General features: G+C 63.0%; 19 protein-coding genes. 11 read left to right on the top strand and 8 right to left on the bottom strand.

What is annotated here, in order from left to right; all coding sequences use genetic code 11:
• The first annotated feature begins 147 nt into the window (after window positions 1-147).
• Together BQ8794_RS06450 and argB are read left to right on the top strand one after the other, a co-directional pair.
• The gene (locus BQ8794_RS06450; RefSeq protein WP_077374522.1) at window positions 148-1,644 is read left to right on the top strand and encodes an amidase; all 1,497 of its coding nucleotides are present in this window, start codon (window positions 148-150) and stop codon (window positions 1,642-1,644) included.
• A gap of 101 nt (window positions 1,645-1,745) precedes the next feature.
• Window positions 1,746-2,639 carry an acetylglutamate kinase gene (gene argB / locus BQ8794_RS06445; protein ID WP_077374521.1) on the top strand — a complete coding sequence of 298 codons (894 nt, stop codon included), beginning with the start codon at window positions 1,746-1,748 and terminating at the stop codon, window positions 2,637-2,639.
• A gap of 57 nt (window positions 2,640-2,696) precedes the next feature.
• Here the strand turns inward: argB and BQ8794_RS06440 are convergent, their stop codons facing one another.
• Window positions 2,697-3,173, bottom strand: coding sequence for an Lrp/AsnC family transcriptional regulator (locus BQ8794_RS06440; RefSeq protein ID WP_023801577.1), 477 nt, complete (start codon window positions 3,171-3,173; stop codon window positions 2,697-2,699).
• Window positions 3,174-3,307: 134 nt separating this feature from the next.
• Between BQ8794_RS06440 and phhA the strand changes: the two genes are divergently transcribed.
• Window positions 3,308-4,144 carry a phenylalanine 4-monooxygenase gene (gene phhA, locus BQ8794_RS06435; protein ID WP_077374520.1) on the top strand — a complete coding sequence of 279 codons (837 nt, stop codon included), beginning with the start codon at window positions 3,308-3,310 and terminating at the stop codon, window positions 4,142-4,144.
• A 106-nt stretch (window positions 4,145-4,250) separates the two neighbouring features.
• Here phhA and BQ8794_RS06430 read toward each other — a convergent pair whose 3' ends face one another.
• On the bottom strand, window positions 4,251-5,012 hold the full coding sequence (locus BQ8794_RS06430; RefSeq protein ID WP_077374519.1) for a GGDEF domain-containing protein: 762 nt from the start codon (window positions 5,010-5,012) through the stop codon (window positions 4,251-4,253).
• A 162-nt stretch (window positions 5,013-5,174) separates the two neighbouring features.
• Between BQ8794_RS06430 and BQ8794_RS06425 the strand changes: the two genes are divergently transcribed.
• Window positions 5,175-5,882, top strand: a complete 708-nt coding sequence (locus BQ8794_RS06425; RefSeq protein ID WP_077374518.1) for a pyrimidine 5'-nucleotidase — start codon at window positions 5,175-5,177, stop codon at window positions 5,880-5,882.
• A gap of 39 nt (window positions 5,883-5,921) precedes the next feature.
• Here BQ8794_RS06425 and BQ8794_RS06420 read toward each other — a convergent pair whose 3' ends face one another.
• The gene (locus tag BQ8794_RS06420) at window positions 5,922-6,761 is read right to left on the bottom strand and encodes an LOG family protein (protein ID WP_077374517.1); all 840 of its coding nucleotides are present in this window, start codon (window positions 6,759-6,761) and stop codon (window positions 5,922-5,924) included.
• 160 nt (window positions 6,762-6,921) lie between these two features.
• On the opposite strand from BQ8794_RS06420, the gene dapD reads away from it, so the two are divergent.
• The 6 genes from dapD to BQ8794_RS06390 all read left to right on the top strand — a co-directional run bounded on the left by dapD (window position 6,922) and on the right by BQ8794_RS06390 (window position 12,257).
• Window positions 6,922-7,776, top strand: coding sequence for a 2,3,4,5-tetrahydropyridine-2,6-dicarboxylate N-succinyltransferase (gene dapD / locus BQ8794_RS06415; protein ID WP_077374516.1), 855 nt, complete (start codon window positions 6,922-6,924; stop codon window positions 7,774-7,776).
• 27 nt (window positions 7,777-7,803) lie between these two features.
• Window positions 7,804-8,175: a DUF805 domain-containing protein gene (locus tag BQ8794_RS06410; protein WP_077374515.1), complete on the top strand. Its 372-nt coding sequence runs from the start codon at window positions 7,804-7,806 to the stop codon at window positions 8,173-8,175.
• A gap of 21 nt (window positions 8,176-8,196) precedes the next feature.
• Window positions 8,197-8,919, top strand: coding sequence for a hypothetical protein (locus BQ8794_RS06405; RefSeq protein WP_077374514.1), 723 nt, complete (start codon window positions 8,197-8,199; stop codon window positions 8,917-8,919).
• 247 nt (window positions 8,920-9,166) lie between these two features.
• Complete coding sequence (locus BQ8794_RS06400; RefSeq protein WP_077374513.1) at window positions 9,167-10,174, top strand: GGDEF domain-containing protein; 1,008 nt, start codon at window positions 9,167-9,169, stop codon at window positions 10,172-10,174.
• A 287-nt stretch (window positions 10,175-10,461) separates the two neighbouring features.
• Window positions 10,462-11,661, top strand: a complete 1,200-nt coding sequence (gene dapE, locus BQ8794_RS06395; RefSeq protein WP_077374512.1) for a succinyl-diaminopimelate desuccinylase — start codon at window positions 10,462-10,464, stop codon at window positions 11,659-11,661.
• Between the two features lie 2 nt (window positions 11,662-11,663).
• On the top strand, window positions 11,664-12,257 hold the full coding sequence (locus BQ8794_RS06390) for a transporter (protein WP_077374511.1): 594 nt from the start codon (window positions 11,664-11,666) through the stop codon (window positions 12,255-12,257).
• Here BQ8794_RS06390 and truA read toward each other — a convergent pair.
• From truA to def, 4 genes are read right to left on the bottom strand one after another with little or no spacing between them, the layout of a single operon-like run.
• Window positions 12,254-13,009 (bottom strand): tRNA pseudouridine(38-40) synthase TruA, encoded by a 756-nt coding sequence (gene truA / locus BQ8794_RS06385; RefSeq protein WP_077374510.1) that lies wholly within the window; start codon window positions 13,007-13,009, stop codon window positions 12,254-12,256. The genes BQ8794_RS06390 and truA overlap by 4 nt on opposite strands.
• 17 nt (window positions 13,010-13,026) lie before the next feature.
• Window positions 13,027-13,536, bottom strand: a complete 510-nt coding sequence (locus tag BQ8794_RS06380; RefSeq protein ID WP_077374509.1) for a GNAT family N-acetyltransferase — start codon at window positions 13,534-13,536, stop codon at window positions 13,027-13,029.
• Window positions 13,533-14,468, bottom strand: coding sequence for a methionyl-tRNA formyltransferase (fmt, locus tag BQ8794_RS06375; protein WP_077374508.1), 936 nt, complete (start codon window positions 14,466-14,468; stop codon window positions 13,533-13,535). Before fmt ends, BQ8794_RS06380 begins: the two co-directional genes overlap by 4 nt.
• Before the next feature lie 9 nt (window positions 14,469-14,477).
• The gene (def, locus tag BQ8794_RS06370) at window positions 14,478-15,023 is read right to left on the bottom strand and encodes a peptide deformylase (RefSeq protein WP_077374507.1); all 546 of its coding nucleotides are present in this window, start codon (window positions 15,021-15,023) and stop codon (window positions 14,478-14,480) included.
• 105 nt (window positions 15,024-15,128) lie between these two features.
• Between def and BQ8794_RS06365 the strand changes: the two genes are divergently transcribed.
• A complete protein-coding gene (locus tag BQ8794_RS06365) occupies window positions 15,129-16,403 on the top strand; it encodes a DNA recombination protein RmuC (protein ID WP_077375149.1) in 1,275 nt (424 codons plus the stop codon).
• 35 nt (window positions 16,404-16,438) lie between these two features.
• Here the strand turns inward: BQ8794_RS06365 and BQ8794_RS06360 are convergent, their stop codons facing one another.
• A complete protein-coding gene (locus BQ8794_RS06360; protein WP_077375146.1) occupies window positions 16,439-16,843 on the bottom strand; it encodes a GFA family protein in 405 nt (134 codons plus the stop codon).
• Window positions 16,844-17,238: the final 395 nt, after the last annotated feature.

Here is a 17,238-nt window from a genome sequence, read left to right as displayed (position 1 = left end):
CGGCGGAAGCGTTCCCGTGCACCGGGAGCGCCGCGGGCTTCCATTGACCAGAAAGAGCCGACCTTTTTTGAGCATCGGATTCTCCCAAAACCGGGTTTCAACTTTTGCATCCGATGCTCTAGCTTGCCGATAGTTGGGGGAGCAAGAATGTCGGTCGAACGGGCTCTGTGGGAACATGACGCTACCGGCCTGGCCGGCTTGGTGCGCAAAGGAGAAATCTCGCCGCAAGAGCTCGTCGATGCGGCGATTGCGCGGGCCGAGGCCACTCGCCCGGACATCAATGCCATCGCCGAGCCGCTTTACGAGGCGGCGCGGACGCGGGCGAAAACCATCGACCGCAACCTGCCGCTGGCCGGTGTGCCCTTTGCGCTGAAGGATCTCGGCATCGCCATGAAAGGCGTGCCGACCTACGGCGGCAGCCGCATTCCGGCTTTCGTTGCCGATTTCGACTCGGTGATGACCGAACGCCATCTGGCCGCCGGCCTTGTCCCGATCGCCACCAGCACCTCGCCCGAACATGGGCTGAGGCTGATGACCGAATCAACCGCTTTCGGCATCACCCGCAATCCGTGGAATACAGCCCATACCAGCGGCGGCTCGTCTGGAGGTGCGGCGGCGCTGGTCGCGGCCGGCGTCGTCCCGGTGGCACATGCTTCGGATGGCGGCGGCTCGATCCGCGTTCCCGCCGCCTGCACCGGGCTGGTCGGGCTGAAAACCTCGCGCGGCCGTGTGCCGCTGTCGCCGCTCGTCACCGAAAGCTGGCACGGCATGGTCGTCGGCCACGCCGTTTCCCGCTCGGTCCGGGATTCGGCCTTGCTGCTCGACCTGACCCATGGACCCGATCCGCTGTCGCCCTATGCGGCGGCGCCGCCGAAAGGAAATTTCGCCGCCGCAGCAGTGCGTGACCCCGGCAAGCTGAAACTGGCCGTCTACCGGAAATCGCCGCTCGGCCTGCCGATATCGGCCGAGACGCTGGCGGCGCTGGACACTGCGACAGCGTTGGCGCGCGAAGGCGGCCATATGATAGAGGAGATCGACCTGCCCTATATCGATCGCGATTTCATCGCTGATTTCGCCAGAACCGTCGCCGCGGCGGTGGCCGGCACGATGCGCGGCGAGGTCTTGCGCGTCGGCCGCTCCATTTCAGGTGATATCGAACGCGCCACGCGGGTGATGAGCCGCTTCGGCGATATCCTTTCGGCTGGCGAGATCTATGCCAGCCTGCAGCGGCTGCATGCCACGTCGCGCCGGCTTATCGCCGAGACCGCGCCGTACGATGCCGTGCTGATGCCTGTCATCGCGCATCCGCCGCTCGCCTGCGGCGCGATGGACCCGCAAGGCGCAGATGCGTTCCTGGAAGAAATGCTCGACAGGCTGCGGCTTGCCCGCCTGCTGAAATTCAAGTCGCTGTTCGGCCAGTTGATGGACAAGAGCCTATGGTTCACCCACTGGCCGGCAATCCAGAACGTCAGCGGCCAGCCGTCGATCGCGCTGCCTGTTTATGTCACCGATGCCGGCCTGCCGCTCGGCATCCAGGCCGCCGGCCGCCCCGGCGACGAAGAGACCTTGTTGTCCCTCGCCGCGCAAATGGAGAAGATTTCGGGATGGCTGACGCGGCGGGCGCCGCTGCAGGTGCCGGCATGAAAGCGGGCCGATTTCACCTGACGTGACAGCAAAGCCGTTTGCCCCCTGCTCCAATTCCCGCTAAGACGCCGCCGTTCATGCCAAGCTGGGAACCAAGCCGAATGACGGACCTCGCCGCCACCGCCGAAATGCAGGCCGCGCTGCTTTCGAGGGCGCTGCCCTATATGCAGCGTTACGAGAACAAGACGGTGGTGGTCAAGTATGGTGGCCACGCCATGGGCGACATCGCGCTCGGCAAGGCCTTTGCCCGCGACATCGCGCTGCTCAAACAATCCGGCGTCAATCCGATCGTCGTCCATGGCGGCGGACCGCAGATCGGCGCCATGCTGAGCAAGATGGGCATCGAATCGAAGTTCGAGGGCGGATTGCGCGTCACCGACCAGAAGACGGTCGAGATCGTCGAGATGGTGCTGGCCGGCTCGATCAACAAGGAGATCGTCGCGCTGATCAATGCCGAAGGCGAATGGGCCATCGGCCTGTGCGGCAAGGACGGCAATATGGTTTTCGCCGAAAAGGCGCGCAAGACCATGATCGACCCCGACTCCAACATCGAGCGTGTGCTCGATCTCGGCTTCGTCGGCGAGCCGGTCGAGGTCGACCGCACCCTGCTCGACCTTCTGGCGCGGTCCGAAATGATCCCGGTGCTGGCGCCGGTGGCGCCGGGCCGCGACGGCCACACCTACAACATCAATGCCGACACCTTCGCCGGCGCCATCGCCGGCGCCTGCCAGGCGACACGCCTTCTGTTCCTCACCGACGTGCCCGGCGTTCTCGACAGGAACAAGAAGCTCATCGACGAGCTGACCGTCGCCGAGGCCAAGGCCTTGATCAAGGACGGCACGGTATCGGGCGGCATGATCCCCAAGGTCGAGACCTGCATCGAGGCGATCGAGCGCGGCGTCGAAGGCGTCGTCATCCTCAATGGCAAGACGCCGCATTCGGTGCTGCTCGAACTGTTTACCGAACACGGCGCCGGCACACTGATCGTGCGGTAAGCGCAGGCTGCAACTTGTCAGCCAGAAACCCAGGGTTGAGCGGGCGCCAGGGCGAACTTACCGCCTGAGGTGCCCAAGCGGCACGTGGCCCGGCCCCTTGATGTTCTGCAGCACGAGCTGCGTGTGGACATCGCGCACGCCGTCGAGCCGCATCAGCCGGTGCATGACAAAGGCGTTGAGCTCGTCGACCGACGGCACCATCACATGCAGCAGGAAATCGTAGTCGCCGGTCATCGTCCAGCACGACGACACCTCGTCCATGCGCTGCACGGCGGCGATGAAGGTTTCGGGCGAACCGTCGCTGTGGGTTACCAGGCGCACCTGAATGAACACTTCGACCATCAGGCCGATGGCGCGGCGGCTGAGCACAGCGGCAAAGCGCTTGATGATGCCGGCGCTCTGAAGCGCCTCGAAGCGGCGCGCGCATGGCGTCGTCGAAAGGCCGATCTCCTGGGCCAGTTCGGACACAGGCTTGCGCCCATCGCGCTGCAAGATATCGAGCATCTTGATCTCAAAATCATCAAACTGAGGCACTTTCACTCTCCTGCAGCTTTGCTGTGGTGGCTTTTACCTCAAATCGCCTGTTCGAGCCATCATCAAAGCGGATTCGCCTCACCGGATCCGGCTAAACTTTCAAGTTGTCAGTCGTGATTCCAGGGAGAACAGCCATGACGATGAGCGTTGCCGATTACGCCCGCGAATGCGCGGCGCAAGGCCTTCGCGGCGACTATTCGGTCTGCCGTGCCGATTTCACCGTTGAGCAGAGCTACAACTACACTGCTGACGAGCAGGCAGTGTGGCGTACACTGTGCGACCGCCAGACGAAGCTGACCAAAAAGCTGGCACACCGGTCCTATCTCGACGGCGTCGCCACGCTGGGCCTGCTCGACAGGATTCCGGATTTCGGTGTGGTCAGCGAGAGGCTGCGCAAGCTTACCGGTTGGGAAATCGTCGCCGTGCCGGGACTCATTCCCGCACCAGCCTTCTTCGTCCACCTAGCCGCCCGGCGCTTCCCGGTGACCAACTGGCTGCGGACGAAACAAGAGCTCGACTACATCGTCGAGCCGGACATGTTCCACGACTTCTTCGGCCATGTGCCGGTGCTGACCCAGCCGGTCTTTGCCGATTTCATGCAGATGTATGGCGAGAAGGCCGAGCATCTGATCGCGCTCGGCGGCGACGAGATGATCAGCCGCCTCTACTGGTACACCGTCGAATACGGGCTGATCCAGGAGGCCGGCCAACCGTTGAAGGCTTTCGGCGCCGGGCTGATGTCGTCCTTTGCCGAACTTCAATTCGCGGTTGAAAGCAAGGACGCGCATCATGTTCCCTTCGATCTGGAAACGGTAATGCGCACCAGCTATGAGATCGACAAGTTCCAGCGCGCCTATTTCGTGCTGCCGTCATTCGACGTTTTGCGCGATGCCTTCCAGAACGTCGCCGACATGGCAGCGATCATCGGACGCCACAAGGGCAAGCCGGCGCTCGACCCGGCGAAACTTTAGACGCCGGCCAGGCTCGGACGCTCGCAGCCGATCGGCGCGGGCGTTATTGGTGGCGCGCTGTGATGACGATCCATAGGCAGGCCGGAAGCCGAGGAGATGGGACCGCTCAGGCCGCTTCGGACACGTCCCTGTCCAGGATGGTCAGGTTGCGGCCGCGATCCTTGGCCTGGTAAAGGCGGCGGTCGGCGACACGCATCAGATCCGATACGCCGGCATCCTCGCCGCAGGTGACACCCCCGATGCTGACGGTGAGGGGTATGACCCGCTCATCGACGGGACGGAAGCGGATCAGCTCGACTTCACGGCGAATGCGTTCAGCGACGCGTTTGGCTTCCTGTTCGGTGGCGCCGACCAAAAACGCACCGAATTCCTCGCCGCCGATGCGGCCGATCACGTCGCCGCTGCGCACACCGCGCTCGATCGCGCTTGCAATCAGGAGCAGCGCATCGTCGCCGGTCAGATGCCCGTAGCTGTCGTTGATGAGCTTGAAGTGATCGGCATCGATGATCAGCAACGCACCACGATCGGATTTACGCCGGGTCGCCTCGAGCGCCGCAAAGAAGCTCTCGCGGTTGAGCATGCCGGTCATGTCGTCGCGGCTTGCCTTCTCTGCCAGGCGCCGATGCGCTGCGGCGAGCTGGGCATGAGCGCGGGCGAGGTCGCGATGGGCGCCTTTCAACCTCTCGCCCTGCCAGAACGTGTAGGCGCTGGCGATCCAGGCAAGCGCCAGCGGGCAGACCGTGGATGTCAACCAGATCGTGCGGTTGATCGGAAAGCCCATTGCCGGAACGACGATCAGCGTCAACAAAAGCGAGACTGCGAGGGAGGCGAAAGCGACGGCGGCAGACTTCAAAAATATGCGGCTCATCGCTGGCTCCCCCTGGACCGTCTGTGTGCCAGCAAGCCCTGAATGGCACCTTTCGGCGATGCCTAAAATTTGAACCATCGCGCGATTCTCGCCACCCGTAACGCGCATAAGTTGTGGATAAAGCTTCTGCCAAAAGCATTGTTTCGTGCCATAAGGGGTTGCATGACCACGCTCCCCGATCCCGCCCGCTTCGCCCATGTCACCGACTGGGTATTCGACCTCGACAACACGCTCTATCCGCACCATTCGAACCTGTTCTCGCAGATCGACCTAAAAATGACCGCCTATGTCGGAGAACTGCTGACGCTGCCACGCGACGATGCCCGCAAGCTGCAGAAGGAACTCTACCGGGAATATGGCACGACGCTGAACGGTCTGATGGCGCGCCACGACATCGACCCCGACGACTTTCTCGAGAAGGTCCATGACATCGACTATTCCTGGCTGGTTCCCGATCCCGTTCTCGGCACCGCCATCCGCCAGCTTCCTGGCCGCAAGTTCATCTTCACCAATGGCGACCGCAGGCATGCCGAACGCACCGCGCGACAACTCGGCATCCTCGATCATTTCGACGACATCTTCGATATCGTCGCTGCCGGGCTGAACCCAAAGCCGGCGCGCCAGACCTACGAGAAGTTCGCGGAACTCCACGCGGTCACCGGCCACAATGCGGTGATGTTCGAGGATCTGGCCCGCAACCTGTCCGTGCCGAAATCGCTGGGCATGACCACGGTGCTGGTCGTGCCGCGCAACTTCGAGCCGACCTTCTCGGAGATCTGGGAACGTGACCCGGCCAACGAGGACGATGTGGATTTCGTCACCGACGACCTTGCCGAATTCCTTACCGCGATCGTCGACGTCACCGCTTGAGCCGTTGCTTCGTAAAGCCGGATCGATACAGCCCGCGGCCTAAAGCTTGTAGAAGCGGCTGATGATCCCCCAGGCCTCGTCGGCGGTGTCGACGAAATCGATGATGTCCTGGTCGCCGGGGGTGATCGTGCCTTGCTCGGCGAGGAAATCGAGGTCGATCGCCCTTTTCCAGAACGTCTTGCCGAACAGGATCACCGGCACGCGCTCCATGCGGCCGGTCTGGATCAGGGTCAGCGTCTCGAAGAATTCGTCCATCGTGCCGAAGCCGCCGGGAAACACCGCGACAGCCTTGGCGCGCATGACGAAATGCATCTTGCGGACAGCGAAATAGTGGAAGTTGAAACAGAGCTCCGGCGTCACATAGGCATTCGGCGCCTGCTCGTGCGGCAACACGATGTTGAGGCCGATCGACGGGGCGCCGACATCGTCGGCGCCGCGGTTGCCGGCTTCCATGACGCCGGGCCCGCCGCCCGTCACCACGACGAATTCGCGATAATAAGAGGTGGCCGACTGCTGCGAGCAGAGGCGGGCGAATTTTCGCGCTTCCTCGTAATATTTACTGTTTTTCTCGAGGTTCTTCTTCTGCGTCTCGTTCTTGGCCGCCCAGGCTTCACCGCCCGGCTCGGGGATGCGCGCCCCGCCGAACAGGATGACGGTCGAGCCGATGCCGCGCTCGGCCAGGATCATCTCCGGCTTCAACAGTTCGAGCTGCAGCCTGACCGCGCGCAATTCGCGCCGTGTCATAAAGTCGGGATCGTTCCAGGCCAACCGGTAGGTCTCGGCACGCGTCTGCGGCGTGTCCGGCACGCTTTTCGACCGCTCCAGATCCTCGTCCGAATGCGGCAGCGGCGTCCACCCCGCCTTTTCCATAGGAGTCATATTACCTACCCGTCCAATTATTCACTTGCCCAATTATTCACTTGGCGCCGTCCCGCGACGCAGCCGCGATTGACCCTCACCTAGCCTTCACATAGGGTCCGGCGACTTTCAAAACAGGTTAAGGTGCGGCCCCTTAACAGCTTGGTAATGGAGCGAATTCATGTCAAAGCCCGATCTGGCGAGCCTCGAAAAGACCATCGAAACCGCCTTCGAGGAACGCGAGACGATTTCGACGGCAACCCGCGGTGCGACGCGCGACGCCATCCAGTCGGCGCTCGACCTGCTCGACCGGGGTGTCGCCCGCGTTGCCGAGCGCCAGGCCGACGGCACATGGCATGTCAACCAGTGGCTGAAGAAAGCGGTGCTGCTGTCGTTCCGGCTCAACCCGATGGAGATCATCAAGGGTGGTCCGGGCCAGGCCGTGTGGTGGGACAAGGTGCCGTCGAAATTCGACGGCTGGAGCGCCATCGATTTCGAGAAGGCGGGTTTCCGCGCCGTGCCGTCGTCGATCGTGCGGCGCTCCGCCTACGTCGCGCCAGGTGCCGTGCTGATGCCGTCCTTCGTCAATGTCGGAGCCTATGTCGACAGCGGCACCATGGTCGACACATGGGCCTCGGTCGGCTCCTGCGCCCAGATCGGCAAGAATGTCCATCTGTCGGGCGGCGTCGGCATCGGCGGCGTGCTGGAGCCGATGCAGGCCGGCCCCACCATCATCGAGGACAATTGCTTCATCGGCGCACGCTCCGAAGTGGTCGAAGGCTGCATCGTGCGCGAAGGCTCGGTGCTCGGCATGGGCGTCTTCATCGGCCAGTCGACCAAGATCGTCGACCGTGCCACCGGCGAGGTTTTCTACGGCGAAGTGCCGGCCAATTCCGTCGTCGTCGCCGGCTCGATGCCCGGCAAGCCTTTGCCCAATGGCGAGCCCGGTCCCAGCCTCTACTGCGCCGTCATCGTCAAGCGGGTCGATGCCAGGACCCGCTCCAAAACCTCGATCAATGAACTGCTTCGCGATTGATCTTTTCAAAAAAACGGACGTACCCGCTTGCTCGACAGACCTCGATTTCTTTGGCTTTTCTTCAGCCTTTCCGGGCGAGTGAACCCCAGTGCCTATGTTTTGGCGGGTCTTTTGCCGCTCCTCACTCAGCTATTTCTGCTCTACCAGTTCTCGCGGACGCCGCTGGGCACCGCCGCAAGTCAGTACTGGGCGCTCGCCTGGTGGATCGCTGTGGTTGTCTCGACATGGTCGACCTTTGCGCTAACGGCGAAGCGGTTCCATGATTTCGGCAAGCCTAGCTACTACGCATTGATCTCTCTCATCGTCGGCGCCATTCTCCTTGTCATTCTGGCCTTTTTCAAAAGTGATCCCGGACCCAACCGCTACGGCAAACGCACCAATGCGCCGGCCGAATCCTGAGCGCCGGGCGGGTATCTAGCCATGCGCTACCGCACGCTTGATGCGAAACTGATCATCGAAACCGCCGAGCGACTGGAAAAACGCGTCGCCGAGCGGTTTCCCGATGCCGGCTTGCGTGGCGTCGCCATAGAACTTGTGTCGCTGTCGCGTGATCTGGCCAAGGCGGCGGAGGCGCTGGAAGCGCCGATCTGGTGGCTGCGCGGCGTCGTCATCACCGCCATTGCCGCCGGCGCGCTGATGTTCCTGTTCGTCGGCACCATCCTGCCGCTCGGCCGCATCTCGGGAACCCACGACGCCATCCAGTCGGTGCAAGGCATCGAATCCTTGATCAACATGATCATCCTCGCGATGCTCGGCTTCCTGGCCTTGATCCGGACCGAGGAGCGCATCAAGCGCAAGCAGGTGTTTCGCAAGCTTCATGGCTTGCGATCGCTGATCCATGTCATCGACATGCATCAGCTGACCAAGGATCCGGCAGCGCTTTCAACCGATTTCAAGCCGACATCGCATTCACCGGCACGCATAACCGACCGTGCCGATCTCGCTCGCTACCTCGACTATTGCTCCGAAATGCTGTCGATCACCGGCAAGATCGCCGCGCTGTTCGCGCAATCGGTCAACGACGATGTGGTCGTCGATGGCGTCAACGACATCGAGTCCCTGGGCTCCAATCTGTCGCGAAAGATCTGGCAAAAGATCACGCTGATCGACGGTCCATTGCGGCCGGCTCATCCAAGTACCTAAGCTAATCTTAATCACCTTGGTCCAGCATGCCCCGTGAAGACTGTGTCGACCGGCACGGAGCACTCGACTGGCATACGACGAACCCCTGACCAACCCGAAAACGCGCGGAAAGCGAAGCGCCGGCGCGCGGCTGTTCGCCTGGTTTTCTTCACCGATCAGAGCGGAACCGGAAGCTGTCCGCGCGCGGCTTCTCGACACCACTTTCGACCGCAAATTCGCTGTCCTGTTCGGCACCATCAGCGTCCTGGTGCTGGCGGTCGGTGCCGCGGTCGTTACCGGCGACCGGTGGCCCTACGCCTGGATGGCGGCCGACCTCAGCCTGTTTGCCGTCCGCTTCCTGCTGATGCGGGAATGTGAGCGGGCCCGCAAGCGCGGGGGAACGGGGCCGCTGGCAGGCCTGATGGCCGCCGGTGGGTCATGGTCGGTGATTTTCGGCCTCGGCTGCTATGGCTGCGTCGTCAGCGGGGATATGGCGCTCGCCGTGCTGGCTGCCTCGAACGTTGCAGGCGTCGTCGGCGTGGTGTCGTCGCGCAACGCAGCGACCCCGCGCTACGCGATATTCGTCATGCTGGCCGTAAGCTTGCCATTCCTGGTTGGCGCGCTGTTATCTCCGGCGCCCGGAATGGCGATCGTCGGATTTCAAGTGCCTTTCTATGTGGCCGGCGTCATCATCGTGCTGCTTCAAAATCATGCGATCAACGCCCGCATGATCCACGCCGAATTGGACAATCGCGATCTGGCGATCAAGGACGCGCTGACGGGCCTACCAAACCGCATCTTCCTTCAGGAGAAACTGCGCGGCATGTGCAGCGAGCTTGCGGCGCCGGCAGCAAACGGCGGCAGGCCGTTTGCCGTTCTCAGCATGGACCTCGACGGCTTCAAACACGTCAATGACCGCTTCGGCCACGCGGTCGGCGACATGCTGCTGCGCAAGGTGGCCGAACGATTGAAGCGCGCTTTCCGACCGGGTGATGTGGTTTTTCGCATCGGCGGTGACGAATTCGTGATCCTGCTGCCCGACACATCCGAGATCGAAGCCACCCTCCTGGCAAAGCGCGCCATTGAGAAGATTTCGGTACCTTTCGACCTTGGCGTGGGCACCGCAATACCCATCGGGTTGAGCATTGGAAGTGCCTTCGCGCCTGCCGACGGCGGCGAGCCGGAACTTCTTCTCACCTGCTCCGATCACGCGCTCTATGAAGCCAAACGCACCGGCAAGGGCCGTTACCGGGCGCATGTGCGGGCCGCGAACTGACGACCACAGCGATTATTGGGGCCTTTTGTCGCTCAGTCCATATCCCGTACCCCGCCTAAGTGCGTCGCGTCTGAAGCGACTCCTGCGACGCACTTTAAGGCCTTGTTTGTTTTATGCGCATTTGCCCAAAACCGCTGCGCCCGCACGGGTCAAGCCCGAGGCCATGCCTTTGGGCGACATGCATTAGGCCTGCGACAATACGCCATGAAAACCATAGTGTCGGCGGGATGGCTGGCCCTTATGTCTGGCCGTGACAGGCCTTGCGCTTTCGATTAACGCTTTTGCCCATGACGTTGCCGACCGATCCCGCTGGAAATCTCGCCGCCCTCATCCGCTGCCCCTCCGTGACACCCATCGAGGGCGGGGCACTGAGCACGCTGGAAACAATGCTGAAGCCACTCGGCTTTTCCGTCGAGCGCCCGGTGTTTTCGGAGGACGGCACGCCCGATATCGAAAATCTCTATGCGCGGCGCTCCGGCAACGGTCCGCACCTGATGTTCGCCGGGCATACCGACGTGGTGCCGGTCGGCGACGAGACCTCATGGACGCATCCGCCTTTCGCTGCCGAGATCGCCAAGGGCGAGATGTTCGGTCGCGGTGCCGTCGACATGAAGGGGGGCATCGCCTGTTTCATCGCCGCGGTGGCGCGCTATCTCGAGTCGAAAGGCGGCCTGAAAGGCTCGGTCTCGCTGCTGATCACCGGCGACGAAGAAGGGCCGGCCATCAACGGCACGACAAAGCTGCTCGAATGGGCGGTCGCCAAGGGCGAGAAATGGGATGCGTCCATCGTCGGCGAGCCGACCAATCCCGATGCGCTGGGCGACATGATCAAGATCGGCCGGCGCGGCTCTTTGTCCGGCAGCATCATCGTCAACGGCCGCCAAGGCCACGCCGCCTATCCGCAGCTTGCCGACAATCCGGTGCGCGGCCTGATGACGCTGGTCGAAGACTTGCTGCACCCAGTCTTCGACAAGGGCACTAGGGACTTCCAGCCGACCAATCTGGAGGTGACCTCGATCGACGTTGGCAATCCGGCCACCAATGTTATTCCGGCAAAGGCGACCGCCACCTTCAACATCCGCTTCAACGACACATGGACCGCCGAGACCATGCAGGCGGAAATCCACAACCGTCTCGACAAGGCGGCGAAGCGAAAGAAATACCGGGCCGGCAAGACGACGCCGGTCGATTACGAACTCGTCTGGCGCGACCGGCCGAGCCACGTCTTCCTCACCCGCGACGAGCGGCTGATCGAAGCGCTCATCGGTTCGGTCGAGGCGGTGATCGGCAGGAAGCCGGCGCTTTCCACCTCCGGCGGCACCTCCGACGCACGCTTCATCAAGGATTATTGTCCGGTGGTCGAGTTCGGGCTGGTCGGCAAGACCATGCACATGGTCGATGAACGCGTCGCACTTGCCGACCTCGAGACGCTGACGCAGATCTATCAACGCTTCATCGAAGACTGGTTCGAACAAGGCGCATCGTAATCATGCTTTCGTCGGATGAAACCTATGCTTCACTGAACGGCGCCTGGCGACTGATGCTCGGCAAGGCCGATGGGCTGCGCCAGTTCGACCTTTCGGCCGATGGTTTCTGGAATTCCTTCTTCGCCGTCGTCGTCGCGGCACCGGCGCTGATCGTCGGTTGGGTCGGCGTCGCCAACGAGATCGGCGATCCGAATGCATTCGCCGGACGCTTCAGCATGCTGATTCGTCTGGCGACGGTCGACATTAGCGTCTGGGTGTTGCCGCTTGTCGGCCTTGCCCTCGTCGCGCCGCGCGCCGGCATTGGCGGGCGCTTCGTCCACTATGTCGTCGCCAGCAACTGGGCGTCGGCGATCATCGCCTGGATGATGCTGCCAGCGGCGTTGATCAGGCTTTTCCTGCCGTCCACCAACGAGTTCGCCGTACTGGCGTCGCTGCTTTTGTTCGCGCTATCGATGATCCTGACCTGGCGGATGACAAACGTCGCCATCGGCAGGGGCGCGGCTGTCGGCAGCGCTGTCTTTGCCGGAATGTTCGTGGCGTCGCTTGTCGTTCTGTTCGTGCTGCAGGCGCTGCTCGGCATCGGTGCGCCGAATTAGTCGACCTTCGGATAATCTACCCCAACGAGAAAAAGCCCATCGGGCGGCGCCACCTGGCCACAGGCTGCACGGTCGCGCGCGTCGAGCGCCGCCTTCAGGTCGGCAATTGTCCAGCCGCCTTCGCCGACGCGCTTCAGCGAGCCGACCATCGAGCGCACCTGATTGTGCAGAAACGAGCGCGCCGAGGCTCGCACTTCGATCACGTCACCCAGCCGACTGACATCCAGCCGGTCGAGCGTCCGGACCGGGCTGTCGGCCTGGCACTGGGTCGAGCGGAACGTGGTGAAATCATGCCGCCCCAGCAGCACCTTTGCCGCATCGTGCATGGCCTCGGCGTCGAGCCGCTTCGGCACCCACCAGATCTTGCCCTTGTCGAGTGCCGCCGGCGCGCGCCGGTTGACGATGCGGTAGAGATAGTGGCGGCCGATCGCTGAGAAGCGCGCATCGAAGCTGTCCGGCACCACAGCCGCGTTGAGGATGGCGATGCGCGCCTTGGCCGCTTGCAGATGGGCGTTGACGGCATCGCGCACCTTGTCATCAGGCCACGCCCTGACGAGATTGACATGCGCCACCTGACCGGTCGCGTGGACGCCGGCATCGGTGCGGCCGGCGCCGCGCAGCGAGACCTGTTCGCCGCAGAATTTCTCGATCGCCTGTTCGATCGCCTGCTGCACCGAAGGCTGGTCTGCCTGGCGCTGCCAGCCGGCATAGAGGCTGCCGTCATATTCGATGTCGAGGCGAAAACGCGGCATTCCTAAGCAGGATGAGTTTAGGCGGCGAGCGCGGAGCTAAAAGCCGAAGCATAGACCAGCTTGCCGGCCTCAGGCGCTTCGCCCCAGGCCAGCGCCTGCAGCGCGTCGCCCTGGAACTCGCTTTCGAATTTTTCGGCGCGCGCGTGACTGTAGCCGAAGCGGCCATAATAGGCGGGATCGCCAAGCACCACCGCCAGCACCTCGCCTGCATCCTTCAGGCGGATATGCGCCTCGCGGACCAGCGCACCGCCGATGCCGGTGCCATGGAATGACGGCTCGACCGCCAGAGGCGCCAGCGCCACCGCCGGAAAGCTCTTGCCGCCGTTCTGCACGTAAAGCCGCGAAAACAGGATATGGCCGACCACCTGTCCATCTTCTTCCGCCACCAGTTCGACGACGGCATCGCCGCCGGTGACCAGCGCGTCGACCAATCCGGCCTCCGCCTGCTGGCCGAATGCGTGTTCCTCGACGAGGCGGATCGCCTCGCGGTCCCGCGGCGTTGCCGCGCGTATCGACATCATGCTCATGAGAATTTCATTCCTTTTTCGAGCTTGGCCCCGCGCAGAAACTCCTGCGCGGCAATGGGCCTTCCGCCCGCACGTTGAACTTCGACCAACCTGATCGCGCCTGACCCGCAGGCGACCGTCAGCCGGTCGTCGAGAATTCCTCCCGGCTCGCCGGCACCTTGCGAAAGCGTCGAGCGAAGCAGTTTCAGCCGCTCCAGGCGGCCGCCAATTTCGATCTCGCACCATGCGCCGGGAAAGGGCGACAGGCCGCGAATATGATTGTGGACTTCGACAGCAGGCCGCGTCCAGTCCACGCGCGTCTCCGCTTTATCGATCTTTTTGGCGTAGGTCACCCCCTCCGTCGCCTGTGCGGTAAAAGTCAGGGCATCCCGTTTCAGCCGAGCCAGCGCTTCCGCCATCAGCGCGGCGCCAATGTGCATCAGCCGATCATGCAGTTCGCCCGCCGTCATATCGGGGCCGATGACGCATTTTTCAACCATCGCCACCGGGCCGGTGTCCAGGCCCTCTTCCATCCGCATCGCCATCATGCCTGTCTCGGTATCGCCGGCCATGATGGCGCGCTGGATAGGGGCGGCGCCGCGCCAGCGCGGCAACAGCGACGCGTGACCATTGAGGCAGCCGAGCCGCGGCGCCTCGAGAATTGGTTTAGGCAACAGCAATCCATAGGCGACGACCACGGCGACATCGGCCCGCAAGGCGCGGAACGCCTGCTGCTCGGCCTCGCTTTTCAGCGACACCGGCGTCCGTACCTCGAGGCCCAGCCGCTCGGCCTCGCGCTGCACCGGCGACGGCGTCAGTTCCAGCCCGCGGCGACCGGCGGCGCGCGGCGGCTGGGTATAGACGGTTTCAATCTCATGCCCGGCTTCCGCGATCGCCCGCAGCGTCGGCACCGAGAATTCGGGCGTACCCATGAAGATGACGCGCAGGGGCATTTTTGAGCCCTATCCCACCAACTTGCCCGGCGCCTTGCTGCCTGATGGTTTGTCCCTGGCGAGCTTCTTGAACTTCTTCACCACCATGTCGCGCTTCAGCTTCGAGATGTGGTCGATGAACAGAACGCCGTTGAGATGGTCGATCTCATGCTGCAGGCAGGTCGCCATCAGCCCTTCGGCCTCGATCTCCTGCAGCTTGCCGTCGCGATCTAGATATTTCACCCGTACGGCGGCGGGGCGCTCGACCTCGGCATAGTAATCCGGGATCGACAGGCAACCCTCCTCGTAGACCGAGCGCTGATCGGCGCTGTCGAGGACCTCGGGATTGATGAAGACATGCGGCGCCGGCGTCTCGTCTTCCTTGGCGAGGTCGATCACCAGCATGCGCAACGGTTCGCCGACCTGGATCGCCGCCAGGCCGATGCCCGGCGCATCGTACATGGTCTCCAGCATGTCGTCGGCGAGTTTGCGCAAGGCGCCGTCGACGCGCTCGATCGGTTTTGAAACCTGGCGCAGGACGGGATCGGGAAGAATGATGAGAGGCTTGATCGACATGGCGTCTCACCTAAGACGTCGCACGGAAAGCGTCAACCGGGGCAATTGAAGCGCCGTTCACGTTTTGATCTGTGCCGTCAGGCCGAATCATCTATGCTGTCCCACATGAACGACCTGACCACTATCCTGTCCGAACCAATCGCTCGGCTCGGCGCCACCACGATCACGCTCGGCCACGCACTGGCATTCGGCGCGATCCTGTTCCTGGGCCTGTTCGTGGCGCTGGTCGTCGCGCTGTGGCGGTCGGCCAAGGCGCGTGCGGTAGCTGCCGCGGAAGCCGCCGACCATGCCCGCGACGCCGAGGCGCGGATGGCCGGCATCTTGCAAAGCCAGGCCGAAATGCAGGGCCGAATGGGCGCCATCGCCGAAGTATTCGGGGCGCGGCAGGCCGAACTCACACAGTCGATCGGCCAACGCCTCGACGCGATGACCGGCCGTCTTGGCCAGACCATGACCGAGCAGACGAAATCGACGCATGAGAGCCTCGCCAAACTGCAGGAGCGGCTGGCGGTCATCGATATCGCGCAGGGCAACATCCAGTCGCTGGCCGGCCAGGTCGTTCAGCTTCAGGCGATCCTCTCCAACAAGCAGACGCGCGGCGCCTTCGGCCAGTCGCGCATGGAGGCGATCGTCGCCGACGGGCTGCCGCACGGCGCCTACGAATTCCAGGCGACCTTGTCGAACGGCAGCCGGCCCGACTGCCTGGTGAAGATGCCGAACGGCGCGCCGGCGCTTGCCGTCGACGCCAAGTTTCCGCTGGAAGCCTGGAACGCCATCCGTGCCGCCGAAGGCGTCGATTTGCAGAAGGCCGCAGCACAAGCGTTTCGGCGCGATATCGAGGTGCATGTCCGCGATATTTCCGAAAAATACCTGATCCAGGGCGAGACGCAGGACACCGCCTTCATGTTCGTGCCGTCGGAATCGGTGTTCGCCGAGATCCACGAGAATTTCGAGGGGATTGTCCACAAGGCGCACCGCGCCCGCATCGTCATCGTCTCGCCTTCGCTGCTGATGCTGTCGATCCAGGTCATCCAGGCGATCCTCAAGGACGCCCGCATGCGCGAGCAGGCGCATTTGATCCAGGGCGAAGTCATCCGGCTGATGGAGGATGTCTCGCGCCTCGACGAGCGGGTGCGCAAGCTGCAGAGCCATTTCGGCCAGTCGGCCAAGGATATCGACGATATACTCGTCTCGACGTCGAAGGTGACCAAGCGCGGCCAGAAGATCGAAGCGCTGGAGTTCGGCGCGCAGCCGACGGAGGGCGACGCCGGATCGGCCGAGACGACATATGGGGGCGGCGCGAAGGCCGAAGCGGGTGCGCGCGTCGCCGACTCCAAGACCGGTCAGCTGAGACTTAGGGTCGTCGAAGGCGACGAGTGAGACATCGTGCCGAAGCTTGGTGGCCGGATCCGGCGCTATTGCTCCTCGACGATCATTGTGCCTTCGAACTCCGGCAGCCAAGGCAGCGCCGAGCGGTGCCAGATCTGTTTTCTCGGGATCAGTTGTTCGCGCTGCCGCGCCGTGCCGACCCTGATGCCGTAGACTTTCGGCCCGTCGCCAACCGACGTGGCATAGAGGTGCGAACCGCACTCGCCGCAAAAGGCCTGGGCGCGCCTGGCGCCGCTCGATGCGATCTTGATGTAGATTTTCGGCGTGCCCTTGGTGATCCGGTAGCGCTCCTCCTGCGCCGGCACGGTCACCCGAAACGCTGTTCCGGTCAGCTGCTGACAATCGATGCAGTGACAAATACTGGTCTTTTCCGGATCGACTTCCGCCTCGTAGGTGATAGCGCCGCAATGGCACCCGCCGTCGATCTTCATCTTCATTCCTCCCAAAATCCGTTCGGCAATGCTTGAGCGAGGTGCGCCCGTTTGGACACATAGTATGTGCGGCGAGCGCCGCGTAGATCACTTTCGAGACCCGCCATGCGCCGCCATGGTGTATCGCCTCGTTTCAATGCGCTGTGAGCCCATCGATCCATGCGCCGAAGCTCCACACGCAGCACAACGCACGAGCCGTCCAGTCGTTCAAAGCGATACGCCGAAGCCCTAGTGAGTCGGACATTGGCTTTGAGCGTTCCTTCCCCAAGCGTGAGAACTGTCCACAGTTGCCCGTGCGCCGAAGGATACGCTTCGCGGGACACTTTCTTTCCCGACGCGCTCCCCGGCCGCAGAAGTCTCAACCTTGCCAGAGGTGAACTTCTGACCCCTGAGCG

Source organism: Mesorhizobium prunaredense (genome assembly GCF_900156895.1).
Lineage (GTDB): Bacteria > Pseudomonadota > Alphaproteobacteria > Rhizobiales > Rhizobiaceae > Mesorhizobium > Mesorhizobium prunaredense.
Note: the sequence above shows the minus strand (reverse complement) of the source record. Positions and strands in the feature narration are given on the sequence as shown.